Source organism: Mesorhizobium sp. M0145 (genome assembly GCF_040322355.1).
Classification (GTDB): Bacteria; Pseudomonadota; Alphaproteobacteria; order Rhizobiales; family Rhizobiaceae; genus Mesorhizobium.
The window spans coordinates 20,065-42,044 of the sequence record NZ_JAMYTK010000030.1 but is presented as its reverse complement, the minus strand read 5'-3'; the positions used below and the strand labels follow the sequence as shown (position 1 = coordinate 42,044).

The window sequence follows — 21,980 nt, the reverse complement described above, 5'->3', positions numbered from 1 at the left end:
CAGCTTGCCGCGGCTCTTAGCGGGCTGCGACCGCGGGCCTGCGCGAGTCCTCGACGAGGCGCGCGCGGAAAGTTCAGGGTTCAGGCTTATCCGTTCAAGAATATCCGCGGCGTTCCGGTCTCAATGAGCAGGTCTTGCGAACGGCAGCGCTGGTGAACCTCATGGCGCGGCTCGATCGGCCTGTTTCGGATCTTGCCTGTGGCGGGGAACGGCGGCTGCAAATCGGTCTGGCGCTGACAACAATCGGTTAGCCTCCTCCTACTCGACGAGCCGCTTGCCGGCATGAGCCCGTCACGCACGAGGATCATCATTTACCTCGCGTGGATTCGCTATTCGAGCTGGCCGAGAAAGTAACCGTCCTGCAGGAGGGCAGGAAGCTGGTCGAAGGCATGCCAGGTGAGATCCGACCGCTGCGAAGGATGATGCGGCTCGAGGAGCGGAGCCTCACGCAGGTCTCTGCCGTTGAGATGGAGGAGGTTGACTACGTGGAAGACCTTGGGCGGCATCTCGACCGGCGTGGGCATTTGGACTTCGATAAAGGACAGCCGGCCAAGGCCAGGCTCCGTAAGCATGCACCCGCACTCCAAGCACTGCCATCGCATCAAGACGCATGCCGGAAACAGATTGGCGCGACCGCAAGAACGCCTCCTCAACAGTGGGTCTTGCGATATAGCGGTCTACAACTCGAACCCCGAACACGTTCGCCAATTGTTGACGTATCCGAGAAGACCCTGAGGCATAGCAAGGATTGCTATAGCTCACCTGTCGTGGCATCATGAGTTATAGAAAGGTGCTCTATAACTCATGGTATGGAATTGGGAGCAGGCTGACTGGCCGCATTTTACCTACGATAAGAAGGTATTGGAACCGCTGGAAAGCGAGTTCCTGTTGCGATCGGGCGAGTTCCTGGGCGTCTTTCGTCATGTGGGTGCCAACGATCGCGACCAGATCCGCATCGACCTTATCAGCGAAGAGGCCTTGAAGACATCTGCGATTGAAGGGGAATACCTCAACCGCGAGAGTCTGCAATCATCCTTACGCCAGCAACTTGGCCTGGGAAGCGAGATCAGGCACATTCCGCCGGCCGAGCGCGGCATCGCTGAAATGATGGCCGATGTTTACTTGCATTTCGCCGATACACTCTCGCACCGCACCCTCTACGCTTGGCACAAGATGGTGATGTCGGGTGAGCGGGGTATCGGGACCATCGGCAGCTACCGCCAGCATGCCGATGCTATGCAAATCGTTTCCAATCGGCTGGATAAGGCCAAAGTGCATTTCGAAGCGCCGCCGTCGGCCCGGGTGAAGACCGAAATGGACGCCTTCGCGGCTTGGTTCAACGAAACCGCGCCCAAAGGCAAGATACCGATTCCGGCGTTGACGCGTGCCGGAATCGCGCACCTTTATTTCGAGAGCATTCACCCGTTCGAGGATGGCAACGGGCGCATAGGGCGTGCCCTCTGCGAAAAGGCGTTGGCGCAAAGCCTGGGTGAGCCCAGTCTCATCGCTTTGGCGTATACGATTGAACGCCACCGCAAGGCCTACTACGACAATCTCGAGGCCAGCAACAAGAGCAACGCGATTACGGATTGGCTGCTCTACTTCGCTAAAACGATCCTTGAGGCGCAGCGCGTAACGCTTGCCCGTGTCGAATTCTCCGTCGCCAGGGCCAAGTTTTACGAACGCTACCACGGTCACTTCAACGAGCGACAGGAAAAGGTCATCACCCGGATGTTCCGCGAAGGTATAGATGGTTTCAAGGGCGGTCTCAGCGCCGAGAATTACATCGCCATCACTCAGGCATCTCGCGCGTCAGCGACAAGAGATTTGCAGGACCTCGTTGCCAAGGGTGCACTGATTAGAACTGGCGAACGACGATACACACGTTACGCATTGAACACTCTTGCTGGCCGAGCGTAAACCACAACAGGGACAGAAGAAGCGGGCTGTCGAAGAGCCTGCCTGCCTGGACCGTCAGCACCCAGTAGAAGCCGAACAGCGGGCGAAGCTGATGTTCGACCACCAGCGCGTGGATGAAGGGCAGAAATCGGTTTGATTTGTTCGTCTATGTGACGTACATTGTCTGCGAAACATAGACCACGACGGGAGTGATCCCAATGCCGCGCAAACAGCCCCAGATCGAACGAGAGACGCCCAACCGCGTCGAACGCCTCGGATTCCGGTTGGATGAAGAGACTAAGGATCTTATCGAGCGGGCAGCGCATCTGTCACGACGCAAAGTCAGCGACTTCTGCGTCACTGCGCTCACTGACACCGCGCGCCGGACGATCGCCGAGCATGAGACGTTGGTGCTGTCCGATCGCGACCGCGCGGCATTCTTCGACGCGCTGGTCAATCCGCCAGAGCCGAGTGAGCGGCTGGTCCGCGCCTTGGCCGAGCACAAGCGCCGGGTCGCGTCCTGAGCATGGCGGCGTCTCGGCCAGATTTGAAGATCGAGGCGCTCGCGTCGCATCACGACCGGGACGGCCTTGCCTGCGGCGTCGACAGACTCGACCGTTATCTCCGGACGCAGGCAAGCCAAGATGTGCGGCGCAAGGCGAATGGGGTCTTCATTCTAGTGGAGCCTGATAAACCGGATGTCGTGCTGGGCTATTATACGCTTTGCGCAACCAGCCTTGCACAGGGCGACGTGCCGGCCGCCGCGCGCAAGCACATCCCGCGCTATCCGCTGGTCAGCGCCACGCTGATCGGATGGCTGGCGGCCTCGGAAGCCCGTCAGGGCGAACGCCTGGGTGCGATGCTTCTCGCCGACGCCGTGCGGCGCGCCTATGCGAGCGCGGCCACAGTCGGTTCCTCGATGCTGGTGGTGGATGCCATCAGCGAGCGCGCCGCTGCCTTCTATGAGGGAAACGGCTTCGTGCGGCTGCCGGACTCCCTCCGGCTCGTCCTACCGATGCACGCAATCCAGCAACTGGTGGAGCCATGATCGACGCAGCACCTACATCGCCTAACGCGGAGCCTTCGCCTCGGACCGCGACGGGTTCGGCCACCCTGTGCTTTGCCGAAGCCCTCAGAAGCATCTCGCACACCCAGTAGAAAGACCCTCTTTCGTCGTGCTACGGCGCCCTGTCAGGTGCTCTGTCGCCCGGGCAGCCGAAGCCGGGCGACAATCTCTCAAACATCGCGTCACAGCATGCCCTGTTGCCTCTTCGACAAAACAGAACCGAAAGAAGGGAGAACTTTGTGTGCAGCGAGTGTGCACGTCGCCCTCTAAACACTGGTTCCTATCCTGATGCCGAATCTATCACTTGATACCTCAGAGCACCCTAAATGATCCAAACGAAATTCGGCAGCGGCATGGTCGGCCTTCAAAGTCCCTTAGCCGGGAAGTTGGTACGGATAGTCGGAATCTTGCAACACCCGTTTCCGAACTGGATTTTGAAGCCGTGAATGAGCGGCTATGATGAACGTGCCGAATGCAAGCAAGGTCGCGGAGGCCTCGAACAGTCGGCTTTAGAGGAGACTACGTCGATGACGAACGTTCGCGCCCTTGTCCTTGAACGCCAGCACGAACTCAAGCTGCGGGACTTCGATCTGCCACAGACCGTCGGCGCGGGCGAAGTTCGCATCAAGATCCATACGGTGGGCATCTGCGGTTCGGACGTGCACTACTACACGCATGGCCGCATCGGCCCGTTCGTGGTCGAAGCGCCGATGGTCTTGGGCCACGAAGCCGCCGGCACCGTCGTCGAAACAGGGGAAGGCGTCGAGCATCTGAAGGTCGGCGACCGCGTCTGCATGGAGCCGGGTATCCCTGATCCCAATTCGCGGGCGAGCCGGCTCGGTCTCTACAACATTGACCCAGCTGTCAGATTCTGGGCAACGCCGCCGATCCACGGTGTGTTGACGCCCTATGTCGTCCACCCCGCCAACTACACTTTCAAACTGCCCGACGATGTCAGCTTCGCCGAAGGCGCCATGGTGGAGCCCTTCGCTGTCGGCATGCAGGCGGCTGCCAAAGCAAAGATCGCGCCTGGTGACACGGCGGTGGTGATTGGCGCCGGGCCGATCGGCACGATGGTGGCGATCGCGGCACTCGCCGGCGGGTGCGCCCGCGCCATTGTTGCAGATTTCGCCCAACCCAAGCTCGACATCGCCAGCGGCTATCAAGGCGTGATCCCGGTCAACATCCGCGACAAGAACCTGGCGGCGGAGGTAAAGCGGCTGACCGATGGCTGGGGCGCCGACGTGGTGTTTGAATGCTCGGGCTCGTCCAAGGCATGGGAGACCCTGCTCGATCTGCCGCGGCCCGGTGGCGCGGTAGTGGTGGTCGGCCTGCCGGTGGCGCCGATCGCATTCGATGTCGCCACCGCCTCGACCAAGGAAGTCCGCATCGAGACTGTGTTCCGATATGCCCATCAATATGAGCGGGCAATCGCGCTGATGGGGTCGGGCCGGGTCGACCTAAAGCCACTCATTTCGGCGACCTTCCCCTTCGAAGATTCCATCACCGCTTTCGACCGCGCAGTCGAAGCCCGGCCCGCGGACGTAAAGCTTCAGATCCTGTTGCCGGATTAAGGCGAGTTCCAAAAGCCCCCGGGCTGTCCTCCCGATCTCCTCGATACTTTCCGTAGCTTTCCTTGGGCTGCCAAAGTTGGCGGCGGCCCTGAGCGCTTTTGATGCCGGTCCACCGCATTTACCGGCGGCGATCCCTCCAAAAACAACTTCATACCCGCCGATGACGGGATCTACCACGAGCAAATCCCTTGAGCGCTGACGGACCCGACACTTGACAAATCGGCGGCCGTCCGACACGTTCTTAACAAAAGGCACAACAAACTTACAAAAGTTCAAGTTGGCACAATCTGGCCGATAGGGAGAAGGCCGATGCGTCTCTGTGACCGAGCGGAGATTTGCACGTGAGCAGCGCTATCCTCACGCGGCCGACTTCCAGGTGGGCCCTACCCCGGTTCATGACGGCCGAGCATCCTTTTCCCTGGCTCGCGCCGATTACGGTGATGCTTCTCGTTTTCGGCATCTATCCCCTCGCCTATTCGGTTTGGCTGTCGTTTCACAAACGCAATGTCGTCTCCCGGCAGCTCGACTTCGCCGGGCTCCACCAATGGACGCGCGCCTTCTCGGATGCGCGTATGTGGCATTCGCTGGAAACCACGCTGATCTACACCTTCGTCGCGCTTGCGGTTCAGCTTGCGCTCGGCATCCTCATCGCGCTTCTGCTTGACACCGATCGCAAAGGTTACGGCGTGCTGCGGGCGCTGATGACACTGCCGCTGGTGGTGCCGCCTGCGGTGACCGGAATGATGTTCCTGCTGATGCAGGACGGCTCTTTCGGCGTCCTGTCGTTCTACCTCTATGCCCTCGACCTGATCTCGCCGGCACAGCCGATCCTGACGCAGCCCGGAACCGCATTGGCGGCGATCCTGCTGGCAGACATATGGCAATGGACGCCGTTCATGGTGCTCATCATCCTAGCAGGGCTCAGGGCGCTGCCGAAGGAACCTTTCGAAGCCGCCGCGATCGACGGCGCCAACGGCATCCAGACGTTCTTGCGCCTCACATTGCCCATGCTGCGCAAGGTGATAGCGGTCGCGGTGCTGATCCGCGGCGTCGATCTCTTTCGCATCTACGACTACGTTTACATCATCACCGCCGGCGGGCCAGGCACGGCCACCGAGACACTTTCATTCTACGCGGGTCGAATCTACTTCACCGGAGACTTTCCCTATGCCGCGACCCTGTCGCTGATCGTGCTCGTCGTCTTGATCGTCGTGTCGAACCTGTTCGTCAGGCTGTTCAAGGTGAGGTTCTGATGGAGTCGTCGCGCGCCCAAACGATCGCCCGTGACGTGCTCGCCGTCCTGGTGGTGGCGATCTTCATGTTCCCGATCGCGTGGTGGGCGCTGTCGTCCATCAAACCCTATTCGGCGATCTTCGACCGCAGCGGACCGGTCTACGTCGGATTCACACCGACGCCGGACAATTACCGCGTGACGTTGCTTGGCGTCTCACGCGTCGACATCGGCATGGAACAGGGCGGCGAGGCGGCCGGGGTCATCAAGGGTGGCGCCAGTTCCTACGATTCCCGCCGGTCGTTGCTCGACAGCGCCATCATAGCCGTCGGATCGACGGCGCTGACGCTGCTGCTGGCCACGCTGGCCGCCTATTGCCTGTCGCGAATGCAGTTCAGCGGCCAGCAGTCCTTCCTGTTCTGGATTCTCTCGCAACGCTTCATGCCGCCAATCGCGATCGTCATTCCGATCGTTTTCATGTTCCGCGATCTCGGCTTGCGCGATACTTATACGGGGCTCATCCTCGTTCACAGTTTGATTAACCTGCCGCTGGCGGTTTTGCTTTTGAAGTCGTTCTTCGACGATGTTCCGCGCGAGGTCGATGAGGCGGCGCTGATTGACGGCGCGACGCGCTGGCAGACGTTCCGACGCGTGGTCCTTCCCATGGTCAAGGGCGGCATCGCTGCGACGGCCGTGCTGTGTTTCATCTTTTCGTGGACCGAGTTCCTGCTCTCACTGTTCCTGACAACGTCGATCCGCACTGTGCCGGTGAAGATCTCGACCTTTGTCACCTCGACCGCGACCGAGTGGGGCTACATCACAGCGCTCGGCACGTCCGCGATCATACCCAGCTTCATCTTTATCCTGCTGGTTCAACGGCATCTGGTCCGCGGCCTCACCCTCGGATCGCTGAAGGAGTGAGGCGCAGACGAGAAGAACGACGACAAAAACGCAATGGAGGAACGATCATGAGCTTCAGTGAACACGACAAGAAGACATTCGTCACCGATACCTGCAACGATTTTACGGCGCGCCGAATAACCAAACGCGACTTCATGAGGAAGATGGCGCTCGCCGGTGTCGGCTTTTCCGCCTTCGGATCGGCCATGCTAGGAGGCGGCCGCACCAATCGGGGGATGCTGGGCCTCGGGGTTGAGGAAGCCCGCGCCCAGGACGCCGACATGCTGAAGTGGCTGGCCGATGTCGGCAAGCCATATGCCGGCACCAAAATCCGCTACACTTCGGAAGCGACGCCGCCAACGATCGTTGCCAACCAGCTTGTCGCGGGTGAATTCACCAAGGCAACCGGCATTGAGGTGGAAGTCGAGATCGTACCGCTGGAGCAGGTTCTCGCCAAGGCGACGCAAGACGTACAGGGCCAGCTTGGCACCTATGACGTCTACTATCTCGACCAGTCCTGGATGGCGACATTTGCCCAGGATGTCGTCGATCCGCGCGAGTATTACGACCAGAACAAAGACCTGGCGATGCCCAACTTCGACTGGGACGATTTCTCCAAGCCGCTGGTCGACGGCATTGCCATTTACAACGGCAAACAGTGCGGAATTCCATTCGATATTCCGATCTTCATCCTGATGTACCGCAAGGATCTATTCGACAAACACAACATTGCCCTGCCGACAGACCTCGACGCTTACCTCAAGGCCGTGCAGGCGCTCACAGAGGCAGAAAAAAGCAACGGCATCTTCGGCACCGCGTGCCAGGCGAAGTCCGGCCACTATTCGCTGGAATGCGACTGGACCTTCGCATTGTGGGGCCATGGCGGTTCGATCTTCAACAAGGACAAGAAGTTTGTCGGCAATGACGAACGCGGCGTGGCCGGGCTGCAATTCTATCAGGAGCTGGTCAAGAACTCGCCGCCCTCGGCGACGACGTGGACCTGGGACGGTCAGGGGCAGGCACTGACACAGGGTCAGGCCGCCATGGCAATCACCTGGGGCGAGGATTTCCCCGGCTTCGACGCCAATGATTCCAAGGTCAAAGGCCTGTTCGAGGCCCTGCCCGCGCCCAAGGAGGTTCCTGGCCGTCGAGCCGCCGCCGATTGCGGCTTCAACGAAATCCCGGCCGTCGGCCACCAGGGCGGCTCGACGATCTCGCTGTCGCAATATTCCAAAAACAAGGAAGCAGCATGGCTGTTCATGCAGTGGGTCTGCTCGAAGGATGTGATGGCGCGGGTATCGACGCTCGGCGGCGGCGCCTCGCCGATGCGCAATTCCTCTTTTACAGATCCTCGGGTCAAGGCGAAGGCCGTTGTCGGCCCCGGAACGACACGCCACTTCGACGCGATCAAATACACTATCGACAACCAGATGGGATCGGAGCCGGACATGCCGATCTGGGCGGATTTGTCGAACAACGACATTCCGGTTGAGCTCGGCAAATTGCTTACGGGCCAAGACTATGGCGACGACGCCAAGGCATGCCTGGATGCCATTGCCGGCATTGTCGACGGCAAAGTCAAGGATGCCGGTCTTTAGTGGGTAATCGGTGATTTGGGCGAAGGCGGTTTCGACCGCCCTCGCCCGTTGGCAACGTGGCGGCAATGGTTCCTGATCTCGTCATCGGCATTGATTCCTCGACCTCGGCAACCAAGGCGATCGCCTGGGACCGCAACGGTCTGGCGGTGGCTGAAGGTCGTGCACCGCTTGCGCTGTCGAACCCGCGTTCGGGCTATTTCGAGCAGGATCCGGCCGAGTGGTGGACCTCGACGGTCACGGCGCTTCGTGCGGTCGCGGCAACAGTTTCGCCGGCACGCATTGCCGCCCTTGCGATTGCCAACCAACGCGAGAGCTTCGGCCTTTTCGATGAGCAGGGCCAGGCGGTCGGGCCCGCAACGCTCTGGCTCGATGAGCGCGCCCGAGGGAAAGCACGGCGCTTCGGCGAGAGTTTCGGCGCGGCACGCGTCCACGCAATATCCGGCAAGCCGCTGGACGTCATTCCTTGCCTTTACCGCATGATCTGGTTCCGCGAGCAAGAGCCCGAGATTTTTGCCCGGGTGGAGCGGATGGCCGAGGTCCACGGCTATCTGGTCTTTCGCTTAAGCGGCCGGTGGGTGACGTCCACCGCATCCGCGGACCCGATGGGCATACTCGATATGCGAGCTATGGACTGGTCGAACGATATACTGGAGGCAGCGGGCGTCGCCCGGCGCATGATGCCGGATCTGGCGCGGCCCGGCACCGTTCTGGGCCAACTGACTTCGGAAGCGGCCATGCTGACGGGCTTGCGGGAAGGCACGCCGATCGTCGCCGGCGGCGGCGACGGTCAATGCGCCGGCACGGGCGCTGGTGTGTTGCAGCCGCGATGCGCTTACATCAACCTCGGCACGGCGGTCGTCTCCGGCAGCTTCGGCACGGACTACGTCCACGACCAGGCCTTCCGCACCGAGACGGCGGTTGCCGATGATGGCTATATCTATGAGACGTGCCTTCGCGCCGGCACTTTTCTCGTCGACTGGATGGCGCGCGAGATGCTTGGCGTCGATCTGCATGGCGCAAATGATGCCCTGGAGACGCTCGAGGCCGAAGCCGCTGCCAGCCCGATCGGCGCAGGCGGCATAATGCTCCTACCCTACTGGCAGGGCGTCATGGACCCGCACTGGGATAGTGCTGCCCGCGGTGTGATTGCCGGGCTTTCGGGCTCGAGCCGCCGCGGCGACATCTATCGCGCCGTGCTGGAAGGCATAGCGCTGCATCAGGCCGCGACAAGTCAGCGGGCCGCTGCGGCTGCCGCCCAGACCATCGACCAGTTCATAGCCATCGGCGGAGGAGCGAAGTCCGACCTGTGGATGCAAATTCTGGCGGATGCACTCGGCCGTCCCGTAAAACGTTCGACGACGGTGGAAGCCTCCTCGCTTGGCGCGGCGATGGCGGCGGCAAAGGGGGCGGGCTGGTTTTCCACCATCGCCGAAGCGTCGCTCGCAATGGCCAGCGAGCCGGCCAAAACCTTCGAACCGGACACGAAACGGGCCGCGCTCTACGCCGAACTTCTTGCGATCCATGCCGATCTTTGGCCAACGCTTTCAGCCTGGAACCAGCGCCTCGCGGCCTTCATGGAGGCCGATCATGGCTGAAACGACCAACTGGAACGCGTTGATCGAGGACGTTGTCGCGGGACGCTGGACAGATCCCAAGACCGGCGCGGCCGCGGTCCTGCCGTTCCAGACGATCGAACTGCTCGAGACGACGGAGGGCCGCGAGTCGGATCTCGTTGCGCCGCTGAAGCTAGGCAGCCGCGTTGCCGTGGTTTCCGATATCAACACCGTCGATGTGATGGGCAGGCGCGTCGCGAAGGCGCTGCGTGCCATCGCCGACATCGACGAAATCGTGCTGCCTGACGGCCTCGACTGCGATGAGGCAATGATCCAGATGGTCAGGGAGAAGACGCGTCACGCCGACGGGGTCGTGGCCGTCGGGTCGGGCGTCCTCAACGACGGCTGCAAGCATGCAACCTTTCTCGACGAGCGGCCCTATGCCGTCTTCGGCACGGCCGCCTCGATGAATGGCTACGGCGCCTCGACAGCGTCGGTGACCTTGGCCTCCGGGCTCAAGATCTCGCTGCCCTCGCATGCGCCCCGGGGCATCTTCCTGGACCTTGGCGTGTCGGCCGCAGCGCCCGCCTGGCTCAGCGCCGCCGGGCTTGGCGACAGCCTCTGCCGCTCCACGGCCCAGATCGACTGGTGGGCTTCGCATCGGCTGTTCGACACTTACTATTCCGAGGTGCCCTACCTGCTGCAGGCGGGCGATGAGGAGCCGATGCTGGCCCATGCGCCTGGCCTTGCCAGGCATGACGTCACCGCTGTCGGGCATCTCCAGCGCGTCCTGACGCTGTGCTCGATGGGCGTGTGCTTTGCCGGCGTTTCCCATCCCGGGTCCATGGGAGAGCACCAGATTTCCCATTGGGTCGACATGTTCGCGGGAGAGCGCCATCCCGGCACCACGCATGGTCAGCAGGTTGGGGTTGCCTCGCTGGTCATGGCGCGTCTGCAAGCGCGGCTGCTGGACATGAAAGAGCCGCCGCAGGTGAAGCCGACCGCCATCGACGAAGCGGCGATGCTGGCCCGCTATGGCGCGCAGCTTGGACCACTTTGCATTGCCGAGACGAAGAAGACGGCACTCGACGCCAGCCAGACGGAAATCTTCAACCGCAGGCTTGCGGAAATCTGGCCGGCGCTGCGCCAGGAGGTTCGGCCCATGGCAATGCCGGTCGCCCGCATGGAGGCAGCACTCAAGGCTGCGGGAGGGCCGGTCACCGGCGCGGAACTAGGCCTGCCGCGAGCGCTTTGGCACGACGCCATTCACTATTCGCGGGAAATCCGCGGTCGATGGTCCTTCATCAATCTGGCCGCCGATGCGGGACTCTTGGAAGAGTTTCTGGAGAGCGAATGGTGAGAGCGCATCCGATCGCCAATAGCTCGCATAGCGAAAATGCGATCCAACCGGCAAGGGCAATCGAAGGGTAGCAATTTATGGCGTCCGTCACCATCAGCAACATAAAGAAGGACTATGGCGCCCTCTCTATTATCGATGGACTCGATCTCTCGATCGAGGATGGCCAGTTCGTCGTTCTGTTGGGGCCGTCCGGCTGCGGCAAGTCCACGCTGTTACGCATGATAGCCGGTCTCGAGCCCATCACATCCGGTGATATCGCCATAGGCGACAGGGTCGTCAACACGCTCCATCCCAAAGACCGCAATATCGCGATGGTCTTCCAGAATTACGCGCTTTATGCGCACATGACCGTCTTCGACAACATGGCCTTTTCCATGCAGTTGAAGAAGCGCCCCAACGAAGAAATCAAACAGAAGGTCGGGTGGGCGGCATCGATCCTCAATCTGACCCCCTATCTGGAACGGTACCCTCGCCAGCTTTCGGGCGGTCAGCGGCAGCGCGTCGCCATGGGCCGCGCCATCGTGCGGGACCCAACTGTGTTCCTGTTCGACGAACCGCTGTCCAATCTCGATGCCAAGCTGCGGGTGCAGATGCGCACCGAAATCAAGGAACTCCACCAGCGGCTGAAGACCACCACCGTCTATGTCACGCATGACCAGATCGAGGCCATGACCATGGCCGATGTCATCGTCATCATGCGCGACGGCCATATCGAGCAGATCGGGCGCCCGCTCGATGTCTACGATCGCCCGGCAAACCTCTTCGTCGCCTCTTTCATCGGCTCGCCCGCAATGAACATGTTCCATGGCGAGGTGGCTTCCGAGCGCGACGCCTGGGTGGTGCGGACCGACGAGCTATCCCTCCCGCTCCCGCCAGGGGCTGCGGTCCGGCCCGGCCAAAAGGTGATCTACGGCATTCGCCCCGAACATCTTCGACCAGTGGCCGACGGGCGCGGCATTCCGGCGAGGATTACGGTTGTCGAGCCGACTGGCCCCGAAATCCACATCTTTGCCAGCATGGGCAACACCGCGATCTGCTCGGTGCTGCACGACCGCATGGAGCTCTCTCCTGGAGCTGTGATCCATCTGGAGCCGGCGCCTGAGCGAATCCACCTGTTCGACCAAGGTAGCGGCGAGCGGCTGGACAAGGAAAGAAGTTGAATGGCGCGGATCATCATCCTCGGCGCCGGCGTCATGGGCTCTGCCATGACGCTTCCGGCCGCTCACGCTGGTAACCGCATCACTCTTGTCGGGACCCATCTCGATGAGGAGATCGTCGGCTCGGTGGCCAGCACAAGTCATCACCCACGCCTCAACATCACTCTGCCTGATGTGGTAACCGCCTGTTCCTGGACCGAATTCGGGGCGGCGATGAACGATGGACCCGATCTGCTTGTACTCGGCGTCTCGTCGGCCGGCATTCCTTGGGCGATCGACCGCATTGCAGAAAGCATCAAGTCGCCCGTGCCGATACTGATGATTACGAAAGGCCTTGCAGCAAGCGACGAAGGCGTGGAAATCCTGCCACATCTGCTTGCCCGCGAGATCGAGCAACGCACTGGCTTGTCTGTCCCGGTGATGGCCGTCGGCGGACCATGCATTGCCGGCGAACTGGCGGCGCAGCGCGACACCTCTGTGATCGTGGCCGGGCATAATCCCGACCAGGTCGCCGCGGCGTCCCGCATTCTGCGCGCGCCTTTCTATCATGCGCGATCGTCATCCGATCTCGTCGGCGTCGAGATCTGCGCCGCTTTCAAGAATTTCTACACACTCGCCGTTGGGGCTCCGGTCGGGCTGCTCGAGCGCGACGGCAAGGCGCCCAATGGCGCACTCATGCACAACCTAGCCTCGTCACTTTTCTCGCAGTCCCTGGCCGAGATGGCGATTCTGGTCGAAGCTCTGGGTGGAAAGGTCGAAACGGTGCTGGGGCTGGCCGGCTCCGGCGATCTTTATGTGACCTGCCAGGCGGGCCGTAACGGTCGCATGGGGCGCCTGCTCGGCCGCGGCCTGCCCTATTCGGTGGCGAAGCGCGAACATATGAGTTCGGACACGGTCGAGGGCGCGCAACTGGCGTTGGACCTTGGTCCGACTTTGAAGAATATGATGGCCCGGGGTGTACTTCCCCACGATCGCCTGCCGCTGACGACTGCCATCATCGACGCAATTTGCCATGATGCTCCGCTGGTTTTGTCCTTCGACCGCTATCATCGAGGCTAGCGGAGCCGGGAAACTCGATTGATGCCTCATATCGATGAGCACATGGCTCCGCCGAGCCGCTCTGGACCCGCTGCCGCGGAGTGGACAGGATGATCTGATGGAGAAACCAGCACGAAAAAAACGCGACGGCCGCCAAGCCGTCACGCCTTCGGTCACGGCTGATCGTGAGGAAGGCCTCCTCGTCCGCGCCGCCTGGCTTGCTTATGTCGGTGACCTCACACAGGCGCAAATTGCCAAGTCTCTTGGCCTGACCCGCCTTCGCGTCAACCGGATGCTGGCGCTTGCGCGCCAGCGGGGGATCGTTCAGGTTCGCATCAATTCGAAGGTGGCGAACTGCATCGAGCTGGAGCACCGGCTGCGGGACGCCTATGGTGTCTCGGATCCAATCGTGGTTCCGACACCACCCGATCCTGCCCTGGTGCCACAGGTCATCGCAGCCGCCGCCGGTGAGGCCCTGTCGCTTAGAATCCGTGACGGGATATCGGTGGGCGTGGGATGGGGACGGACGCTCCAGCTTAGTCTGCGGTCAGTGACCGTACGCCCGGTCAAAGGAATGTCGGTCGTTTCCCTGCTCGGCGGGCTCACGCGCGGATCGGCGATCAATATCTACGAGATCGCTTCCCGGCTCGCGGCGCTCTTCGACGCGGAATGCTTCTACATCGCAGCACCGGTGTTCACAGACACAGAAGCCACGCGCGATCTGCTTATGCGCCAGTCAATTCTGGACGACGCTTTCAGCCATGCCCGCGATGTTGACGCCGCTTTCGTTTCGGTAGGCGCGGTGCACAAGGACGCCACCATCTTTCGGATCGGACTGGTAGGAGACGATGATCTCAGATCGCTCCGCGAAGCCGGAGCCGTCGGCGATATTTGCGGCCACTGGATCGGCGCCGACGGACAACTCGTCGATCACCCGCTAAACAGCCGTGTCATCGGCCTCGCCCCCGAACATCTGCGCGACGTCGACACTGTGATCCTGCCCTCCGGCGGCCTCGACAAGGTTCCGGTGCTGCGCGCCGTGTTGCGTCTGGGAGTGGTCGATGTGCTGATCACCGACGAAAAAACCGCTGAGGCGATCCTTGCGGAAAAGCCATAGCGCAGACTGACCTCTATCAGCAGAGTGGCTCGCGAGTGATCGCTTCTCCACGTCACAGAACCTCGTGGATTTCCTCGATCGAAGTCTCGCCGATCCGCTTGTCGAGAACGATCTCGCCGCGCGCCATCGCCACGACCCGGTCACAGCATTCGAAAACATGATGCATGTTGTGGCTGATGAAGACGCTGGTGATGTTCTGGGCCTTGAGGGCGCGAACGAAGCCGATCACCTTTCGCGTCTCCTTCACCGAGAGATGATTGGTCGGCTCGTCGAGGATCATGACTTTCGACTTGAAGTGCATGGCCCGGGCGATCGCCACGCCTTGGCGCTGGCCGCCCGACAGTTCGCCGACCAGCGCATCGGGCGACCTCAGATGCAGATCGACGTCGGCGATCGCCTTGACGCTTTCGTCACGCATGCGCTTCTGGTCCAGGATGCCGATGCCGAAAACCGAGCCCTTCACCGGCTCGCGTCCGATGAAAACGTTGCGGGCGATGCTCATGGTCGGGACCATCGAATTGTACTGGTAGATCGTCTCGATGCCGCGATCCATGGCGTCGCGCGGGTTCGAGAAGCGGACCGGTTCACCGTCGATCCTGATCTCGCCGCCATCGGGCTTTTGGGTGCCTGACAGGATGTTGATCAGCGTCGATTTGCCGGCGCCATTGTCGCCGACGAGGCCCAGCGCCTCGTCTGGATAAATGTCCAGAGTGACGTTCTTCAAGGCGTGGACGCCGGAATACCATTTCTGGAGTCCCTTGATCGCGATGATGGGTGCCGCCATGATCAGGTCTCCACCTTCATTGCCCTGCCCCGCTTTCGAAGCCAGGCGTTCACGACGACCGCGAAGATAGTCAGGAAGCCGATTGCCATCTTGAACCAGTTGGCGTCAACCTGGCTCAGCACCAGTCCGTTGTCGATGACGCGGATCAGGGCAGCCCCGATGATGCCGCCGAAGATGGTGCCGATGCCGCCAGCCAGCGAGGCGCCACCGATGACGGCAGCCGACACGGCTTGCAACTCCAGCCCCTCGCCGATCGACGGCAGCGGCGCGCCGAGCCGCATCACCTGAATGGTGCCGGCAAAGCCGGCGAGCACCGAACAGATCATGAAGCAGGCGACCTTCACCCGGGCCGTCGGGATGCCCATCGACTGGGCGGCGGGCAGAAAGCCGCCGGTGGCGCGCACCCAGTTGCCGAAATTCGTGCGCGACAGGAGCACCGTCACCAGGATTGCCACGGCGACAAACCAGAAGAACGACATGCGAAAGAGGTCGCCCGGTCCCACATAGATCGTAAATAGCCATTTCGGCAGAGCGTTGGCTGAGATGACAGGAGGGAAGCCACCGGAGATTACCACCGTCAGCGAACGCGCGATGAACAGCATGCCAAGCGTGGTGATGAAGCTTGGTATCGCGAAACGAATCGTTATGAACCCGTTGAAGAAGCCAATCAGGGCGGCGATCGCGAGCCCGGCGGCAAAGGCCGGCGCGAACGGCACGCCTGCCGCGAGCATCACCGCCATGGTCATCGGGGTCAGCGCAAAGACCGAGCCCACGGAAAGATCAAACTCGCCGCATATCATCAGCAGGGTCACGCCGATCGCGACCAGCCCCATTTCAGGCAGCAGCCCAAGCATTCCGCGCACGTTCTGTGTGTTCAGAAATACGCCGTTCGAGCGGATCTGAAAGACGAGGAGGAGAAGGAGCAGGAACACGACCGCCGCAAGCTCCGGCTTCTCCAGATAAATCTTCATCAAGCGCTTCATCATTCGCTCCGGCTTGGGATTGTTTGCGCTGGCTTGTCGCATCGGCAAGGGGATGGCGGCAGTCTGTCTTCTACCGCCCTTGACAAGGGAGATGCCGTTGGAGGGATGGACGGAGCCGACGCCCAAGGCCTTGCTCCCTGGCCCTCGCCCTTGCCCTCTCCGCGTAAAGAACGAGGAGAGGACGCCGGCTTCGCGCCTACCGCACGCCTTGTGCGGCCAGTTGCTTGAGCTTTGGCACGTCTTCCTTGACGATGATGCCCTTGCCGGTGTCGATGTCTGCCGGCAGCAGACCGACGTTCTTGGCGAGATAGGCTTCCATCACCGGCATGAAACCCTGCATGTAGGGCTGCTGGTCGACCTGGACCTGGATGTAACCCGCTTCCATCTGTTGCAGGACTTCCGAGACGATGTCGAAGCCGCCCATCAGCACCTTGCCCGGCTCGATGCCGCGATCGATCAGGACCTGGGCCACGTAGGCATGCCAAAGGCCGGTGTCGAAATACACCGTGGTGTCCGGATGGGCAGACAGATAGGCGCCGACACGATCGGCGACGACGGCGCCATCTGTGCCGGTGTCGAGCCGTTCAATAACCACTTCGCGTCCGGCATTCGCGGCCTTGTATTCCTCAAGGAACTTCATGACACCGGCAGCGCGCTGTTCCGACCAGTTCTGACCGGGCGCGGAGACGCCGACGAGCGCCCTGATCTTGCCTTCCTTGGGGAAGAACTCGGACATCTTCTTGCCGAGTTCGTAGCCGGCGGGAATGAAGCCCTGGCCGATGAAAGCCTGGCGGGCATTGCCGGCTGCACCCTCGGTGTCGTCGACGTTGGACGCGATGACCGTGACGCCGGCAGCGCGGGCGTCGGCGATGATCTGGTCGAAGGCATTGTTGTCGACGATCGAGGTGATCAGCGCGTCCGGTTTTGCCGCGAGTGCCGCCTGCATGTTGGCCGATTGTTGCTCGATCGAGCCTTCGGTCTGGGTGAAGACCATCTGGCAATTGGCCTGGATCTTGGCGCAGGCGTCGTCAAACCCCTTCTTCACCGCCTGCCAGAACGGGTTCGACGCCGACGAATGATGCGTGAAGACGATGTTCATCGGCTCCTGTGCGCGTGAGCCGATTGCCGAGCCTCCAGCCAGTACTGCTCCCAAGGCTGCCGAGATAAGTAGCTTCTTCATGGTTCTCCTCCTCCGTAGATAGCTGCTTCAGGTTCATTTTCAGAGAGACGATGCGTCAGTCACCCGTCGAAGCGCCGTGAAGGCGCGATCGATCTCCGGGTTCAGTTCCATGCCGAGGCCCGGTCCGGGAGGCACGGTGATCATGCCGTTCTTCACCTGCGGCAAAGCGGTCACAAGATCGCGATACCAGGTCTTGTAAAAGGCCCTGACACTCTCCTGGAGAAGTGCGTTCGGCGCATTCAGCGACAGATGGGTCGATGCGCCGAGCACCACTGGACCGGTGCAGTCGTGTGGCGCGACCGGCAGGTGCCATGCCTCAGCCATGGCAGCGATCTTGCGCGCCTCCGAGAGCCCGCCGCACCAGCTGATATCGAGCATAATGACCCCGGCCGCTCCGGTCTCGAGAAGGTCGCGGAAAGCCCACCGGGAACCGAGCGTCTCCGAAGCCGATATCGGCGCCAGCGAAGCCTCGGCATAGCGTTTCAGGCTGGACAGGCTGTCCATCCTGATCGGATCTTCGTGCCAGAAGGTGTTGTAGGGGGCGAGCTCGCGAGCGATCTGCATGGCCGGCAGCAGCTGCCACATTGAATGGAATTCAACCATGATGTCCATCTTGTCGCCGACCGCGTTGCGGATTTTCTCGAATGGCACCAGCGCGGAATTCAAATCGGCCTGCGATACATACTGGCCGCGCGTTTTCTCGGCGGCCATGTCGAACGGCCAGATCTTCATGGCCGTGATGCCTTCCTCCAATAACGAATGCGCCAGTTCGTCGGCGCGGTGAAGGAAGCCGTTCAGATCATCATAGGCGTCGCCGGGCTTATCGAGCCCGTAGTTGGCCGTTGTCTGCCCGGTGGCCTTCTTGATGTATTCGGTTCCGGCACAGGTGTTGTAGGTCCTGATCTCGTGCCTGGTGAACCCGCCGAGGAGTTGTGCGATCGGCTGACCCGTCGCCTTTCCGAACAGATCCCAAAGCGCGATATCGAAAGCGGAATTGCCCCTGACTTCCGCGCCCGTCGATCGGAAACCGAGATAGCCGACGAGGTCGGCGGCAAGCAGGTCAATCTGCAAGGGGTCGCGCCCGATCACGCGCGGCGCGACATATTCGTGCAGATAGGTCTCGACGGTTTCAGCCATGAAGAAGGTCTCGCCCAGTCCCACGAGGCCTTCGTCCGTGTGAACCAGGACCCAGAGAAGGTTCGGCCGCTCCTCGAGCCGCAGCGTTTCCAGTTTCGTGATCTTCATTGCGCCCCTGCTCCTCAGGCGATGCCGGCCGCCAGCAGGGCCTTTACGCTCTCGTCAAAATGCCTCGCCATCAGGTCACGCGCCGACTGGGGATCACGGGTCTCGATTGCTTCGGCGAGGTCGATATGGATCTGGATCATCGCCAACTGCTCGGCATCCGAAGGGCGGGTCCGCCAGCCGATCGGCCAGGTCTGGCGCGATACGCGCTCGAACGCGCCGACGATGAGGCTGAAAACCGGATTCTTCGCAGCCTTGGCGATTTCGAGGTGAAAGGCGAGATCGTGCTCCATGACCTGTTCCGGCTGCTGGAAATTCTCGCGCATGGCGAGCGCGTGCGTCCTGATCCTTTCCACTTCGTCGGCTGTTCTGCGCAAGGCCGCCAGCATGGCGGTGCGGGTCTCAATCGTGCGGCGCACGTCGTAGATTTGCTGCACCGTGATCTGCTCGGTGTGGACGCCATGCTCGATCACCAGCGACATGGCGCCATAATCCAGCTCAGCGACGGTAGCCCGTCTGCCTGCCCTCAAGTCGATAAGCCGCATGGCGGCGAGCGAGCTGAAGGCCTCGCGCACCACGGTACGCGAGACGCTCAATTGTCTCGAAAGCGCGGCCTCGCTGGGCAGCCGGTCGCCGGGCCCGAGCTCATGCGCGCGGATATGGCGCGTGATCTCGCCGATCGTATTGCTGACCAGGCTCGCTGCGTCGGAATGTTTTGCGGATGCGGCCGTGCTCACGCAATCTCCAGTTCAGGAGTCGGCAAACCTGTATGGCAGGTTTTCCCGATATGTTGATAGTACATGGGAAAGCTGTATGTCAATCGAGTCTTCGCCGGGAGACCCTCGGCATCATCGCCGGGGAGATCGATGACCAGAGGCTTGCATGACCGATGCTGTTGACGCGACCGATACCGGTCGGCCGGGTGCGGGAGCCTGCGTGATCGAACAGCGATCATCGCGCTTGGGTAGGGCAGACATTCTCGTCGTGAACACTGGCGGGCGGCCAACCATGCCGCCCGAAAATATCTCGGCGGACAATTCACTGATATTTCGATCGACGCACCCCATATGAGCGGAAAGAGTGTCACTTGAGGACTTGCCTATGCTGATTTCGCGTTGGGGACGGTTTGCAGTTTTGTTTGCGGGGTTGTTCCTGGCATTTTCCATGGTCGCTGTGGATCACGCCGATGCGCGCCGTGGCGGCAGCTTCGGCAGTCGCGGCATGCGCACTTTCCAGCCGGTCCCGTCGACCAGAGTTGCGCCGCAACCGGCCGCACCGGTCGAGCGCTCGATGACGCCCAATGCGGCAACGAACAATGCGGCCCGTCAGCCGCAGGCATTCCAGCGCCCGGCCTTCTTCAACGGCCTCGGCGGATCGATGATGCGTGGGCTGCTTCTCGGCGGTTTGATCGGCGTTCTTCTGGGCCATGGCTTCGGCGGCTTGGCCGGCATGTTGGGTCTTTTGCTCCAAGTACTGCTGTTCGGCGGCGCGATCATGCTGGCGATCCGCTTTTTCCGCTCGCAATCGGCCTACAACCCAGCGCCCGCTACGGCTGGAGCCTTGCGGGGCGCAGGGAATTTTGGGCGAAACGCAGCAGCCCGGCCCGAGCCGAGCAACGCCACAGCTTTCCCTATTCCAGCCATCGGGTCAGGATATGGCGGAACGAGCCAAGCCAACGCTTCCGATGAGATCACACTCACCAAAACCGACCTCGACACCTTCCAGCAACGGCTGACGGAAGTTCAGGAGGCGTTCGGGCGTGAGGACCATGCTGCATTGCGCCGCTTGGTGACGCCCGAGATGGTGTCCTATCTGTCCGAGGAACTTGCCGACAATGCCAAAAAGGGCGTCAGGAACGACGTGTCGGAGGTCAGCCTGTTGGAGGCCGATATTGCGGAAAGCTGGCGGGAGGGTGATCGCGACTACGCGACGGCCGCTTTGCGCTATGAGTCTCGCGACGTGACCCGCGATCGCGTCAGCGACAAGATCATTGAGGGCCAGGCCGATCAGCCGACGGAGACAACCGAACTGTGGACCTTTACGCGCCAGGCCGCCGGTGACTGGAAGCTTGCCGCAATACAGCAGCCTGGCTGATGTGCTTGCCTTCATTGAGATATCTGCGCAGAGGTTGTTCAGGTTTCGCGCCACCACTCGAAGGCCAGCGCCCTTTTCGCGCGCTCGATCAATCCATCACGGACTGATGAGGTAGCTCACCAGGGCGCGCCGGCGTCGCCTTGCGCCGGTCGGTCAATCGAGTCTTTAGCACATCGATGAGGCTGATTGTGATGGCGATCACCGCAGGTCCGAGGACAAGGCCGGATGCTCCGAACAAGACGATGCCGCCGACCGCGCCGATAAAGGCCACCACCGTGTGGAGGCGCAACCGGTTCCCGACAAGCATCGGATAGAGCAGATTGTCGATGCCGCCGACGATGACGCCGCCCCAGACGGTCAATATCGCCGCACTGGCCCAAGCTCCCTCCAGTGCGAGATAGACCGCTGCGGGCACCCAGATCACAAATGCCCCGAGCACGGGCACGATGGCAAGAAGTCCCATGACAAGGCCCCAAAAGACTGGCGTCGGCAGGCCGAGCCACCAGAACATCAGGCCACCCAATGTTCCCTGGACGGCGGCGACGAACACGGTGCCGAGTAGTGTTGCATGGACGGTCTCCGCAAAGCGGGACAAGATGTAGGCTGTCTCCGGAGCGCGCAGGGGCGACAGGCCCACGACGGCTTGCAGGCCATGTTGGCGGTCGCGCAGAAAATAGAACAGAAGATAAAATGTCAGCCCGAACATCGCGACTTGATAGATGGAGCCACGCAATAGCGATGTGCTTTGTCCCGTCAGCCATTGCACGAATGCGGCGACTGAGCCGGCCGGATCGAATTGGTTCTCGATCCATTGGGCAATGGCCGAAAGCGTGGGACAGCCAGACATGAAGCCGTCTGCGTCCCAACCGCGGATGACCTCCTCCAGATAAGTCGCTCCGTTTACCGCCTCGCGAACGAGCTGTTGTGCGACGAGCGCCAGCGGCAGGCCGACGGCAATCGCCGCGACACTTACCGATATCAGCGCTGCCAGGTTTCGATTTCCGACCCGTCTCTCAACCCACCGGTGAGCCGGAGACAGAACGATTGCCAGGACGAGCGCCCAGGTCAATGCCGGCAAAAAAGGCAACGCCAGCAGATAGCAGACGTATAGACCGATCGCCGTCGCTGCCACGACGCCGAGCAATCTCAATTGTTTTACATCCGGCATCTGTTTCACGTCGGCATCTCTCGCTTTGTCGCAAGC

Annotated in this window: 20 protein-coding genes and 1 pseudogene; 14 read left to right on the top strand and 7 right to left on the bottom strand. The window is 61.5% G+C overall.

Going from position 1 to position 21,980, the window contains the following annotated elements:
- Nucleotides 1-63: 63 nt before the first annotated feature.
- Nucleotides 64-407 (top strand): annotated as a pseudogene (locus NKJ28_RS28690) (P-loop NTPase family protein); the annotation flags it as partial.
- Here the strand turns inward: NKJ28_RS28690 and NKJ28_RS28685 are convergent.
- Entirely contained in the window at nucleotides 330-572 is a 243-nt protein-coding gene (locus tag NKJ28_RS28685; RefSeq protein WP_352637935.1) for a hypothetical protein, read from the bottom strand. The pseudogene NKJ28_RS28690 and the gene NKJ28_RS28685 overlap by 78 nt on opposite strands.
- 232 nt (nucleotides 573-804) lie before the next feature.
- Between NKJ28_RS28685 and NKJ28_RS28680 the strand changes: the two genes are divergently transcribed.
- The 12 genes from NKJ28_RS28680 to NKJ28_RS28625 all read left to right on the top strand — a co-directional run bounded on the left by NKJ28_RS28680 (nucleotide 805) and on the right by NKJ28_RS28625 (nucleotide 14,493).
- Entirely contained in the window at nucleotides 805-1,920 is a 1,116-nt protein-coding gene (locus NKJ28_RS28680) for a Fic family protein (protein WP_352637934.1), read from the top strand.
- Between the two features lie 197 nt (nucleotides 1,921-2,117).
- Nucleotides 2,118-2,423: a type II toxin-antitoxin system TacA family antitoxin gene (locus tag NKJ28_RS28675; protein WP_352455514.1), complete on the top strand. Its 306-nt coding sequence runs from the start codon at nucleotides 2,118-2,120 to the stop codon at nucleotides 2,421-2,423.
- Nucleotides 2,424-2,446: 23 nt separating this feature from the next.
- Entirely contained in the window at nucleotides 2,447-2,947 is a 501-nt protein-coding gene (locus NKJ28_RS28670; protein ID WP_352637933.1) for an N-acetyltransferase, read from the top strand.
- 545 nt (nucleotides 2,948-3,492) lie between these two features.
- Entirely contained in the window at nucleotides 3,493-4,539 is a 1,047-nt protein-coding gene (locus NKJ28_RS28665; RefSeq protein ID WP_352637932.1) for an NAD(P)-dependent alcohol dehydrogenase, read from the top strand.
- Between the two features lie 341 nt (nucleotides 4,540-4,880).
- Nucleotides 4,881-5,792 carry a carbohydrate ABC transporter permease gene (locus tag NKJ28_RS28660; RefSeq protein WP_292655834.1) on the top strand — a complete coding sequence of 304 codons (912 nt, stop codon included), beginning with the start codon at nucleotides 4,881-4,883 and terminating at the stop codon, nucleotides 5,790-5,792.
- Nucleotides 5,792-6,691 carry a carbohydrate ABC transporter permease gene (locus NKJ28_RS28655; RefSeq protein ID WP_352637931.1) on the top strand — a complete coding sequence of 300 codons (900 nt, stop codon included), beginning with the start codon at nucleotides 5,792-5,794 and terminating at the stop codon, nucleotides 6,689-6,691. The genes NKJ28_RS28660 and NKJ28_RS28655 overlap by 1 nt, the downstream gene beginning before the upstream one ends.
- A gap of 47 nt (nucleotides 6,692-6,738) precedes the next feature.
- Nucleotides 6,739-8,268, top strand: coding sequence for an ABC transporter substrate-binding protein (locus tag NKJ28_RS28650; protein WP_352637930.1), 1,530 nt, complete (start codon nucleotides 6,739-6,741; stop codon nucleotides 8,266-8,268).
- 65 nt (nucleotides 8,269-8,333) lie between these two features.
- Nucleotides 8,334-9,863, top strand: a complete 1,530-nt coding sequence (locus tag NKJ28_RS28645) for a xylulokinase (protein ID WP_352637928.1) — start codon at nucleotides 8,334-8,336, stop codon at nucleotides 9,861-9,863.
- Nucleotides 9,856-11,181, top strand: a complete 1,326-nt coding sequence (locus tag NKJ28_RS28640; RefSeq protein ID WP_352637927.1) for an iron-containing alcohol dehydrogenase — start codon at nucleotides 9,856-9,858, stop codon at nucleotides 11,179-11,181. The genes NKJ28_RS28645 and NKJ28_RS28640 overlap by 8 nt, the downstream gene beginning before the upstream one ends.
- Before the next feature lie 77 nt (nucleotides 11,182-11,258).
- Entirely contained in the window at nucleotides 11,259-12,341 is a 1,083-nt protein-coding gene (locus NKJ28_RS28635; RefSeq protein ID WP_352637925.1) for an ABC transporter ATP-binding protein, read from the top strand.
- Nucleotides 12,342-13,397 carry a hypothetical protein gene (locus NKJ28_RS28630; RefSeq protein ID WP_352637923.1) on the top strand — a complete coding sequence of 352 codons (1,056 nt, stop codon included), beginning with the start codon at nucleotides 12,342-12,344 and terminating at the stop codon, nucleotides 13,395-13,397.
- 97 nt (nucleotides 13,398-13,494) lie between these two features.
- Nucleotides 13,495-14,493 carry a sugar-binding transcriptional regulator gene (locus tag NKJ28_RS28625; RefSeq protein WP_352637922.1) on the top strand — a complete coding sequence of 333 codons (999 nt, stop codon included), beginning with the start codon at nucleotides 13,495-13,497 and terminating at the stop codon, nucleotides 14,491-14,493.
- A gap of 52 nt (nucleotides 14,494-14,545) precedes the next feature.
- On the opposite strand, the gene NKJ28_RS28620 is transcribed toward NKJ28_RS28625, so the two are convergent.
- The 5 genes from NKJ28_RS28620 to NKJ28_RS28600 all read right to left on the bottom strand — a co-directional run bounded on the left by NKJ28_RS28620 (nucleotide 14,546) and on the right by NKJ28_RS28600 (nucleotide 19,419).
- Nucleotides 14,546-15,277 (bottom strand): ATP-binding cassette domain-containing protein, encoded by a 732-nt coding sequence (locus tag NKJ28_RS28620; protein ID WP_352455504.1) that lies wholly within the window; start codon nucleotides 15,275-15,277, stop codon nucleotides 14,546-14,548.
- Nucleotides 15,278-15,279: 2 nt separating this feature from the next.
- On the bottom strand, nucleotides 15,280-16,260 hold the full coding sequence (locus NKJ28_RS28615; protein WP_352637921.1) for an ABC transporter permease: 981 nt from the start codon (nucleotides 16,258-16,260) through the stop codon (nucleotides 15,280-15,282).
- A gap of 196 nt (nucleotides 16,261-16,456) precedes the next feature.
- Nucleotides 16,457-17,440: a sugar ABC transporter substrate-binding protein gene (locus NKJ28_RS28610; protein WP_352637919.1), complete on the bottom strand. Its 984-nt coding sequence runs from the start codon at nucleotides 17,438-17,440 to the stop codon at nucleotides 16,457-16,459.
- 39 nt (nucleotides 17,441-17,479) lie between these two features.
- A complete protein-coding gene (locus NKJ28_RS28605; protein ID WP_352637918.1) occupies nucleotides 17,480-18,685 on the bottom strand; it encodes a mandelate racemase/muconate lactonizing enzyme family protein in 1,206 nt (401 codons plus the stop codon).
- Nucleotides 18,686-18,699: 14 nt separating this feature from the next.
- Complete coding sequence (locus NKJ28_RS28600; protein ID WP_352637917.1) at nucleotides 18,700-19,419, bottom strand: FadR/GntR family transcriptional regulator; 720 nt, start codon at nucleotides 19,417-19,419, stop codon at nucleotides 18,700-18,702.
- A 367-nt stretch (nucleotides 19,420-19,786) separates the two neighbouring features.
- Here NKJ28_RS28600 and NKJ28_RS28595 point away from each other — a divergent pair, with 367 nt between their 5' ends.
- Nucleotides 19,787-20,776 (top strand): Tim44 domain-containing protein, encoded by a 990-nt coding sequence (locus NKJ28_RS28595; protein ID WP_352637964.1) that lies wholly within the window; start codon nucleotides 19,787-19,789, stop codon nucleotides 20,774-20,776.
- A gap of 88 nt (nucleotides 20,777-20,864) precedes the next feature.
- Here the strand turns inward: NKJ28_RS28595 and NKJ28_RS28590 are convergent, their stop codons facing one another.
- Complete coding sequence (locus tag NKJ28_RS28590) at nucleotides 20,865-21,944, bottom strand: AI-2E family transporter (RefSeq protein ID WP_352455626.1); 1,080 nt, start codon at nucleotides 21,942-21,944, stop codon at nucleotides 20,865-20,867.
- Between the last annotated feature and the right edge of the window lie 36 nt (nucleotides 21,945-21,980).